Annotated in this window: 11 protein-coding genes; 6 read left to right on the forward strand and 5 right to left on the reverse strand. The window is 72.0% G+C overall.

Annotated elements, in window-relative coordinates:
• Positions 1-113 precede the first annotated feature (113 nt).
• From AOK03_RS27035 to AOK03_RS27050, 4 genes are all read left to right on the forward strand, one after another.
• The gene (locus tag AOK03_RS27035) at positions 114-557 is read left to right on the forward strand and encodes a DUF3093 domain-containing protein (protein WP_055567956.1); all 444 of its coding nucleotides are present in this window, start codon (positions 114-116) and stop codon (positions 555-557) included.
• Positions 558-572: 15 nt separating this feature from the next.
• On the forward strand, positions 573-1,724 hold the full coding sequence (locus AOK03_RS27040; protein WP_055567957.1) for a diaminopropionate ammonia-lyase: 1,152 nt from the start codon (positions 573-575) through the stop codon (positions 1,722-1,724).
• A gap of 322 nt (positions 1,725-2,046) precedes the next feature.
• On the forward strand, positions 2,047-2,487 hold the full coding sequence (locus tag AOK03_RS27045) for an SSI family serine proteinase inhibitor (RefSeq protein WP_055567958.1): 441 nt from the start codon (positions 2,047-2,049) through the stop codon (positions 2,485-2,487).
• 190 nt (positions 2,488-2,677) lie between these two features.
• Positions 2,678-3,430 carry a cupin domain-containing protein gene (locus tag AOK03_RS27050; protein ID WP_244177767.1) on the forward strand — a complete coding sequence of 251 codons (753 nt, stop codon included), beginning with the start codon at positions 2,678-2,680 and terminating at the stop codon, positions 3,428-3,430.
• A gap of 11 nt (positions 3,431-3,441) precedes the next feature.
• Here the strand turns inward: AOK03_RS27050 and AOK03_RS27055 are convergent, their stop codons facing one another.
• From AOK03_RS27055 to AOK03_RS27065, 3 genes are read right to left on the reverse strand one after another with little or no spacing between them, the layout of a single operon-like run.
• Complete coding sequence (locus AOK03_RS27055; protein ID WP_055567968.1) at positions 3,442-3,864, reverse strand: YunG family protein; 423 nt, start codon at positions 3,862-3,864, stop codon at positions 3,442-3,444.
• 30 nt (positions 3,865-3,894) lie between these two features.
• Complete coding sequence (locus tag AOK03_RS27060) at positions 3,895-5,124, reverse strand: CaiB/BaiF CoA transferase family protein (protein ID WP_055567960.1); 1,230 nt, start codon at positions 5,122-5,124, stop codon at positions 3,895-3,897.
• Complete coding sequence (locus AOK03_RS27065; protein WP_055567961.1) at positions 5,124-6,287, reverse strand: acyl-CoA dehydrogenase family protein; 1,164 nt, start codon at positions 6,285-6,287, stop codon at positions 5,124-5,126. The genes AOK03_RS27060 and AOK03_RS27065 overlap by 1 nt, the downstream gene beginning before the upstream one ends.
• Before the next feature lie 117 nt (positions 6,288-6,404).
• On the opposite strand from AOK03_RS27065, the gene AOK03_RS27070 reads away from it, so the two are divergent.
• The gene (locus AOK03_RS27070; RefSeq protein WP_055567962.1) at positions 6,405-7,145 is read left to right on the forward strand and encodes an IclR family transcriptional regulator; all 741 of its coding nucleotides are present in this window, start codon (positions 6,405-6,407) and stop codon (positions 7,143-7,145) included.
• Entirely contained in the window at positions 7,142-7,648 is a 507-nt protein-coding gene (locus AOK03_RS27075; protein ID WP_055567963.1) for a GNAT family N-acetyltransferase, read from the forward strand. The genes AOK03_RS27070 and AOK03_RS27075 overlap by 4 nt, the downstream gene beginning before the upstream one ends.
• A gap of 19 nt (positions 7,649-7,667) precedes the next feature.
• Here AOK03_RS27075 and AOK03_RS27080 read toward each other — a convergent pair whose 3' ends face one another.
• Positions 7,668-8,543 carry a TauD/TfdA dioxygenase family protein gene (locus AOK03_RS27080; RefSeq protein WP_055567969.1) on the reverse strand — a complete coding sequence of 292 codons (876 nt, stop codon included), beginning with the start codon at positions 8,541-8,543 and terminating at the stop codon, positions 7,668-7,670.
• A 246-nt stretch (positions 8,544-8,789) separates the two neighbouring features.
• Positions 8,790-9,562 (reverse strand): SAM-dependent methyltransferase (locus tag AOK03_RS27085; RefSeq protein ID WP_063792585.1); only part of this gene is annotated, 773 nt, incomplete at its 5' end.

The raw sequence follows: 9,562 nt of genomic DNA on the forward strand, positions 1-9,562 counted from the left end.
AGTTGCCTCCCGGTAAGCGTGGGCGTCCAGCGATCGGCGGGGCGCAGGAGGTGGGACGCGACTCATGGGAACCCCCCGCCCGTCGCCGCGCGCCTGCCTGCCAGGATGCGGTCATGCACATCTATGAAGAGCGGCTGAACGTCCCCCGCTCCTGGTGGGGGCTGGTCGCACTGGGTGGATTCGGGCTGGCCGTGGCGGCGATCCCCTTCGGCGCGATCGCCGCGGTGACCGCGGCCGCGCTCGGCGTCGCGGTCTCCGCCACACTCGTGCACCTGCACGGCAGGGTGCGCATCCTGGTGACGCCGGGCTCCCTCGTCGTCGGCAAGCGGGTCATCCCCATCGAGGCGCTCGGCGCGACGGAGATCCTCGACGAGCGCGAGGCCTTCGAGTGGCGCACGACCAGGGCGAATCCGTACGCGCTGCTGCTCCTGCGCTCCTACGTCCCCACCGCGCTGCGCATCGAGTTGCGGAACTCCTGGGGAGGCGCGCCCTACGTCTACGTATCGACGCGCCAGCCGATGAACCTGGCAGCCGTGCTGGCGTTCTCCCGGGGCTGACCGCACGCTGGTGCCGTGAAGGATCAAGAAACCGAATTCTCCGCGGCCCAACCCCCCTCCCCGCTCCCCTGGTACACGCGGCCCGCCGCGCGCACGTGGACCTGCGCCCCTCCCCCGCCGGACGCACGCGCGTTCCACACGGCGCTGCCCGGGTACGCGCCCACCGCCTTGCATGAACTTCCTCGGCTTGCGCGCGAGTTGGCGGTGGGCCGGGTCTTCGTCAAGGACGAGTCCACGCGGTTCGGGCTGCCTGCCTTCAAGGCGCTCGGCGCCTCCTGGGCGATCGACCGGATCCTCGCGCACGGCGCGAACGGCCCCCGGGGGACGACCGGCACACCGATCCGGCGGCTCGTCACCGCCACCGACGGCAACCACGGCCGGGCCGTGGCCCGCACGGCCCGGCAACTGGGGCGCCGCGCGCATGTCTTCGTTCCTGACGGGGTGCAACCCGCCGCGGTGGCCGCCATCGAGGGCGAGGGCGCCGAGGTGACGACGGTGGCCGGTTCGTACGACGCGGCGGTGCGCGAGGCGCGGGCCGCGGCCGCGACACCGGACGCGGTGCTCGTCCAGGACATGGCATGGGAGGGGTACGAGGAGATTCCCGCCCTGGTCGTCGAGGGATACGCGACCCTGTTCGCCGAGGTCGACGCCCAACTGGACGCCGCGGAGGCGCAGTCACCCGCGCTGGTCGCCGTTCCCGTGGGGGTCGGGTCGCTCGCCCAGGCCGCGGTCACGCACTACCGCAGCGGACGGGGTGCGCAGGCCTCACCCGCGGCCGCCCCGCCCGCCGTGCTCTCGGTCGAACCCGTGGGGGCCGCCTGCGTCCTGGCGAGTCTTCGCGCGGGGCGGCTCGCACGGGTGCCGACCGATGTCACGGTGATGGCCGGGCTGAACTGCGGCACACCCTCCGCCCTGGCCTGGCCGGTGCTCCGCGAGGGTCTCGACGCGGCCGTCGCCGTCACCGATGCCGACAGCACGTCCGCCGCGCGCGACCTGGCGGAGCTGGGCGTCTCGTCCGGCCCGTGCGGCGCCGCTTCCCTCGCCGGAGTGCGCGCCGCGCTTACCGGGGCCGGCAGCACCGAGCGTCGTGCCGCCCTGGGGGTGCATCCCGACGCAATCATCGTATTGATCAACACCGAGGGAGCAGACGCAAATCCAGGGCGATAGAACCCGAAACACCAATGATTCGCATGATCAAGAGGTCATTCAGCGATGATTTCCGGACGATGCAAGTCGTCGAAACGCAAACCAATTTTCCATTCCCGCAGGTCAGACAGTGGTTCCTAGTTATACCAATGCCATTCGTCCACATGCTGGACAGCTGATGCGCAACCGCTCCCACCGCCCCTGAGCTGCCCGAACGAGCGTACGGTCACCGCTCACCGGAACGGCACATCCGGAAATCGACCATCCGGATGGCGCTCACTCTCCGCACCGGCAAGACTCCTCACCGCAGTCACCAACCGCATCGATCGAAGGAGAGTTCACCATGCGTCGCACCCTCAAGGCCGTAGGAGCAGCCGCGGCGGCGGCCACCTGCGTCCTCGCCGCGACGGCAGGCACCGCGCAGGCCGAGGCCCCGAAGGTGAAGAGCCTCTACGCCCCGTCCGCCCTCGTGCTGACCGTCGGTCAGGGCGAGGACGTCGACTCCGTCGCGGTGGAGCGCGCCGTGACGCTCACCTGCGCGCCCCGTCCCGCGGGCACCCACCCGTCGGCGGCCGCCGCCTGCGCTGAACTCGCCAAGGTCGGCGGACAGTTCACCCAGCTGGTCGGCACCGGGTCCGACGCAATCTGCACCAAGGAGTGGCGTCCGGTCACGGTCAGCGTCCGCGGTGTGTGGAACGGCAAGCACGTCGACTGGACCAACACCTTCGCCAACCAGTGCACGATGAAGGCGGGTCTCGGGGAGGGTGCCGCACTGACCTTCTGACGGGATCACAGACCCTGACCACACTCAGGGGAGTCCCGGTGACCTTTCGTGGGGGAAGGCAGTCGGGACGCGGGGCGGCCCCCGGTGTCGGGCGACACCGGGGGCCGTAGTGTCTTCACCGAGCCCCAGCCACCACCACCGCAACCGCCACCGCGAGCACCCCAGCCGCAGCCGACGTCGCGAGGAGTCCATGGTGAACCAACCGCACCGAGCGCAAGCGATGCCCGTCTCGTACGAGGGACTTCCCGGCGGCATCGGGGTGTCGCGGCTGAGCGTGTACAACTGGCCGGCCGCCGACGGGCGGCGCGGCGGAACTCCCCATCTGCACCTGACCTGTTCGGAGGGGTACGCGGTGACCGGCGGGAGCGGCGCCGTGCAGACCCTGACCGCGGACGGTTTCCGCGAGACCCCCCTCTCCCCCGGCGCCCTGGTGTGGTTCACCCCCGGCACCATTCACCGCCTGGTCAACGACGGCGGGCTGACCATCAACGTCCTCATGCAGAACTGCGGTCTGCCCGAGGCAGGGGACGCCGTCCTGACCCTGCCGCCGCCGCTGCTCACCGACCCCGAGACCTACCGCGCCGCCGTCGCCCTGCCCGCCGACGGGAGCGAGGCCGAGCTGGCGTCCGCGGCCCGGCGCCGCCGCGACCTGGCCATCGAGGGTTTCACCGTGCTCCGCGAGGCGACCGAGGCAGGGGATCCGGAGCCGCTGGCCGCCTTCCACCGGGCCGCGGTCGACCTGGTGCAGCCGCTGGCGGCGGCATGGCGGGAGCGCTGGCGGGCGGGTGCGGCGGCCGCGGCGGAGGCGACCGGGGCCCAGCTCGACCGGCTGGAGCGCGGCGACTCCGACTATCTGGCGCGGGCCGCCGTGCGGGCCGAACAGCCCTCGGCCCGGGGCAGGTTCGGGATGTGCGGACGGCTCGACGTCTACGAAGTGGCGTGACCGAGCACCGCTCACGACATGGCCTGAGCGGGCATCCCCGGTAAACCCCCGGCCTGTTCGGCGAGCCTGCTCATCACCCGGCCGCGCAGCAGTTCGTACTCCTCGCGGCAGCGGCGGATCTCCGGCGGCCGGGTGACGGCGACGCCGTCCGTGACGGTCTCGCCCGGCAGGAACTGGCCCCTGGTGAGGTCGAGTTCGACCCCCGAGTCCAGGCGGTTCCACCAGTGGTATCCCGTCCGCGCCCCACCGACGTGGACCTCGGCGCACAGCAGCTCGCCGCCCAGCAGGTCGTTCAGCACGAGCGCGGTGACGCCGCACTGGTCCCGCTCGGGGTTGTCCGGCAGCCACGTCTCGCCGGAGTCGGGGTCGGCCGTGTCGGCGCCCCAACTGTCGCGCAGCGCCGCCTCGATGTCCGTGAGTCGCAGTGGTGTCATGCCGGTCACCCTCGCACCCGGCACTGACAATCACGCCTCGCCCCCGGTCCCGGCCGACCGCACCGCCCCTCGCCCGACCGCCCCTTCGATCGCCTCCTGGTCGAATCCGCGCGCAGCGAGCACTTCCCGTGTGTCCGCCCCCGCGCTCCGCACCTCGGCCCGCACCGAAGCCGGTGTGCGGGACAGGGACACGGGCGTGGCGATGCCCCGGTAGTCGCCGTCCTCGACGACCAGGCCGCGGTGGCGCACCTGGGGTGCGGTGAGCGCCTCTGCGACATCGTGCACGGGCGATGCCGGGATGCCCCGTGCCCTGAGGAGCGCGGTGAGTTCGGCCCTGGGGCGGGCGGCGACGGCCTTCTCCAGCGCGGCCCGCAGCTCCTGCTGGTGGCGCACGCGGTCCGGGTTGGTGCGGAAGCGGGAGTCCTGGGCCAGCGCGGGCAGCTCCAGCACCTCCGTGAGCGCGCCGAACTGCCGGTCGTTGCCGACCGCGACGAAGAGCGGCCCGTCGGCGGCGGCGAAGGCGTCGTAGGGGGCGATGCTGGGATGCGCGGAGCCGGTGCGGCGCGGCACCGAACCGTCGGCGAGCCACGACGCCGAGTGCGGGTGGAGCAGGCTGACCACGGTGTCCAGGAGGGTGCAGTCGACGAGCTGGCCGAGGCCCGAGCGGTGGCGTTCGTACAGGGCCAGCAGGATGCCGGAGAAGGCGAGGATGCCGGTGACCTGGTCGACGACCGGCACCCCGACGCGCAACGGCGGCCCGTCCGCCTGACCGTTGACGCTCATCAGACCGCCGTAGGCCTGCAGTACCGCGTCGTATCCGGGCAGCCCGCCGAGCGGCCCGTCGGTCCCGAAGCCGGTGACGCGGCAGTGGACGAGAGCCGGGAACCTGCGGCGCACCTCCTCGTCCGGGTAACCCCACTTGGCGAGGGTGCCCGCCTTGAAGTTCTCCACGAGCACGTCGGTGTCGCGCAGCAACGTGTCCAGGATGTCGCGCCCCTCGGGCAGGGACAGGTCGACGACGATGTTCTTCTTGCCGCGGTTGAGGTTCTGGTAGTACGCGGAGGTGTCCGGTGCCACGAACGGCGGGCCCCAGCCGCGGGTCTCGTCCCCGGCTGGGGGCTCGACCTTGATGACGTCGGCCCCGTGGTCGGCGAGCAGCTGGGCGCAGTAGGGTCCGGCGAGGACGCGGGACAGGTCGAGCACCTTGACTCCGGTGAGGGCGCCGCCGTGCGGTCCGGGGCCGGTGGGCGGATGCGTCATCAGTAGGACCTCGGCAGACCCAGCACGTGGCTGGACACGTAGTTGAGGATCATCTCTTGGCTGATCGGGGCCAGGCGCAGCAGCCGTGACTCCCGGAAGTACCGCTCCACGTGGAACTCCTTCGCGTATCCCATGCCGCCGAGGGTCTGCACGGCCCGGTCGGCGGCCAGGAATCCGGCGTCGGCGCACAGCCACTTGGCCATGTTGGCCTCCTTTCCGCAGGGCAGCCCCTGGTCGTAGCGCCAGGCGGCGTTGCGGGCCATCAGTTCGGCGGCGTCGAGCCGGGTGGCGGCCTCGGCGAGCGGGAAGGCGACGCCCTGGTTCTGCCCGATGGGGCGGTCGAAGACGACACGCGTGCGGGCGTGGTCGACGGCGGCGCGCAGGGCGGCCCTGCCGATGCCGACGGCTTCGTGGGCGAGCAGGATGCGTTCCGGGTTGAGGCCGTCGAGCAGATGGCGGAAGCCCTGTCCTTCCTCCCCCACCCGGCGGCTCGCGGGCGTGCGGAGCTCGTCGATGACAACTTCGTAGGAGGCGACGGCGTTGCGGCCCATCTTCGGGATGGCCCGCAGCCGCACCGCGTCGGAGTCGATGTCGACGAGGAACAGCGTCATGCCCTCGGTGGGCCGCTCCGCGTCGCGCGGCGCCGTACGGGCGATGAGGACCATCTTCTGGGAGTGGCCGGCCTTGGTGATCCATACCTTGCGGCCGCTGATGACGTAGTCGTCGCCGTCGCGGCGGGCGACGGTGGAGATGCGGGTGGTGTCGGTGCCGGCGTCGGGTTCGGTGACGCCGAAGCAGACGTGCAGCGAGCCGTCGGCGGCGCGCGGCAGGATCTCCTCGCGCAGCTGTGGACTGCCGTGTTTCACCAGGGTGTTGAGGCCGAAGATGGTCAGGTGCATGGTGCTGCACCCGTTCATCCCGGCTCCGGAGGCGGCGATCTCCTGGAGCAGCAGGGCGGCCTCCAGGATGCCGAGCCCGCCGCCCCCGTACTCCTCGGGGATCGCCATGCCCAGCCAGCCGCCCTCGGCGAAGGCGTCGTAGAAGTCCTGGGGAAACGCCGCCCGTTCGTCGTGATCCGCCCAGTACGTGTCGGGGAAGCGGGCGGCGAGTTCGGCGACGGCGCGGCGGATGTCCTCCTGTTCCTCGGTCAGCGCGAAGTCCATGGATTCCTGCCCCAGTTCGGTCGAGTTCGTATATACGATTGCCGAGTCGGATATGCGTGAGGCTAAGAGCCGTATGATCGGCCGGTCAAGAGCCACTCGGCGGAGGGGAGCCGGACCGTGAGCGAGGGAACCGCGCCCAGGGAGCACCGCACCGTCAGCCGTGTGACGGGCATCCTGGAGTGCGTCTCGCGGCGTGACGGCGCCCGGATGCAGGAGCTCGCGGACGCCCTGGACGCCCCCAAGTCCTCCGTGTTCGGCCTGGTGAAGGGCCTCGTCTCGACCGGCTACCTGGTCGAGGAGCACGGCGTCTACCACCTCGGTCCGGCGCTCGGCAGTCTCCTGGCGCGGCCCTCGCGGGATGTCGCGGCCGCGGCCCTGCCCACCCTGGAGGCGCTGCGGGACCGCTTCGGCGAGACGGCGATGCTCGGCACCGCCGTGGGCGACTCGCTCGTGTACGCGACCGCGGCCGAGTCGCACCGGCTGATCCGCTACTCGGCGCCGCTGCGCACCCGCCGCCCGCTGTATCCGCCGAGCGCGGGCAAAGTGCTGCTCGCCCACCGTTCCCGGTCCTGGCGCGACACCTGTCTGCGAAAGCTCATCGACGATCCGGCCGCCCGGCAGGCGGCGCACGACGAGCTCGCCGAAGTGCGTGCGACGGGTGTGGCGTTCAACCGCGGCGAGACGCTGCCCGACGTGACCGCGGCGGCCCGGCCGGTCCTGGTCGGCGGGCGGGTCCGTGCGGTGATCGCCGTGGCGGGCCCGACGTCGCGGACCGCGGAGCTCCTCCCGGACCTCGCGGACGCCCTCGCGGACGCGGTGCGCACCGTCGCGGACCGGCTCGGCACAATGCATCCATGATCCCCACCGAGGTCCGCACGCCCCGCCTCGACCTCGTGCCGCTGCGCGTCGAGCACGCGGACGAGATGGCCGCCGTGCTCGGCGATCCGGCTCTGCACGCCTTCATCGGCGGCGCCCCCGACGACGTCGAGGCGCTGCGCGCCCGCTATCGGCGCATGCTCGCCGGCTCCCCCGACCCTGGTGTCTCCTGGTGCAACTGGGTCCTTCGGCTCCGCGGTGCGGACCGCCCGAGCCTCGTCGGGACGGTGCAGGCGACCGTCGTTCCCGAGGCCCGCGCGGAGATCGCCTGGGTGGTCGGGACGCCCTGGCAGGGACGCGGCTTCGCGTCGGAGGCGGCCCGTGGCCTGGTGGCGTGGCTGGCGGGACAGCACGTGCGTACCGTCGTCGCGCATGTCCATCCCGACCACCGGGCGTCCGCGGCCGTGGCGAGGGCGGCGGGTCTCGCCGCCACCGAGGTGATTCAGGACGGCGAGACCCGCTGGGAGGCGACGCTCGGGGCCTGAGCCCCGGCCCCGGCTCGGGTCAGTACGGCAGGTCGCCCGCGATGGCGACGCGCTCCGCGACCCGCCGGTGCGGGGCGTAGTCGTCGACGGCGTAGTGCTGGGTGGCGCGGTTGTCCCAGAAGGCGATGTCGCCCGCCTGCCAGTGGAACCGGACCTGGTACTCCGGCACATGGGCCTGCCGCACGAGGTAGCCGAGCAGCCGGTCGCTCTCCTCGCGCTCCATGCCGACGATGTGCGTGGTGAAGGACGTGTTCACGAAGAGCATGCGCCGCCCGGTCTCCGGGTGCGTGCGCACCACGGGGTGGGTGACGGGCGGGAAGCGGTCCTGGAGCGGGGCGAGCTTGTCCGGGCCGTAGAAGCGGGCGAAGCCGGGGATGAAGTCGTGCACGGCACGGACACCGTCGATGCGCGCCTTGACGGTGTCGGGCAGGTTGTCGTACGCCACCGCCATGTCCGCCCACATCGTGTCACCGCCGAACGGCGGCACTTCGCGCAGCTGCAACACCGCGCCCAGTGCGGGACGTTCGCGGAAGGTGACGTCCGCGTGCCAGACGTTCTCGTACGTGGGGGTGGCGCTGCCGCCCTTGTCGAAACGGACGACGTCGTCGGCGGAGCCGCGGGCGAGCAGCGGATTGGTCTCGAGCTCGCCCCAGTTGAGGGCGAAGGCCCGCTGCTGCTCGGAGGTGATGCCCGCACCGCGGAAGAACAGCACCTTCCACTCCAGCAGGGCGCGGTTCAGCTCCTCGCGCAGGGCGGGCGTCAGCGGGCGGGCGAGGTCGACGCCGCGGATCTCGGCGCCGATGACGCGGCCCTGGGGCACGACGTCGAAGAGTTCGTAGGGACGCTCCTGCCAGTCGTCGGGCAGGCGGCGCAGGGTGCGGCGGCCCTCGTACATGCCGTCGGCAGGGACGCGGGCCTCGCGCAGGGCCGCGGTGACGGGGGGTTGGGGTGCGACGGTCATCGGGTCTGATCCTTCTGGTGCGTGAGCGGGCGGGGGCCGTGCGGAGCGGGGCTCCGGACAGCTAGCGGCCCGATCGCTCGCACCCGCGCCGCCACGGGACGTTGAACGTCCGTGCGGCGGCGGTCAGGTGCTGGATCATGGTCGTCATTGTGGGACGTCGATGCCTTCAGGTCAACCGACCTACTGCGGCTTGCGCAGCACTCCGCCGTACTCGTAGATCCCCTTGTTCGCGTCGGTCACGCCGAGGTAGGGCACGAGGTCGGGGTCGACCGGCTCCAGGGCGGGCTGGTCGGGGTCGGGGCGCCAGTCGACGAGGTTGACCACACCGGGCTCCAGGGGGTCGAGCCCTTCGAGCAGGACGTCGACCTCGGCGGGTGTGCGGGTCTGCCACGGCACGCCGCCACCGGCGATGTGCCGGGTCATCGCCGCGCCCCGCTCCGGGTCCTCGCAGATGACCTGTGAGAAACCGACGAAACTGCCGGGTGCCGAGCGGTCGACGATGGTGCGCAGGATGCGGCGCGGGTCGTCCGCGTCGACGAGGTGGTGCCCCACGGACAGGAAGAGCGTGGCGACCGGCTCGTCGAAGTCGATGAGGCGCGTCAGGTCGGGGTGCTTCAGGATCGCGTCCTGGTCGCGCATGTCCCCCATGATCACCGTCGTGGAGGAGTCGTCGGCGAGCAGCGCGCGGCCGTGCGCGAGGACGATCGGGTCGACGTCCACGTAGACGACGCGGGCATCGGGGGCGAAACGCTGGGCGACCTCGTGGACGTTGTTGTCGGTGGGCAGTCCGCAGCCCATGTCGATGAACTGGCGGATGCCCTCCTCCCGCGTCAGATGGCGCACCGCGCGGTAGAGGAACTGGCGGTTCTGGCGGCAGATGTCGACGACCTCGGGGAACGAGGGCACGGTGGAGAGGATGAACTTCCGGTCGATCTCGTAGTTGTCCTTGCCGC

It is taken from the genome of Streptomyces atriruber (genome assembly GCF_001418325.1).
GTDB classification, from domain to species: Bacteria; Actinomycetota; Actinomycetes; order Streptomycetales; family Streptomycetaceae; genus Streptomyces; species Streptomyces atriruber.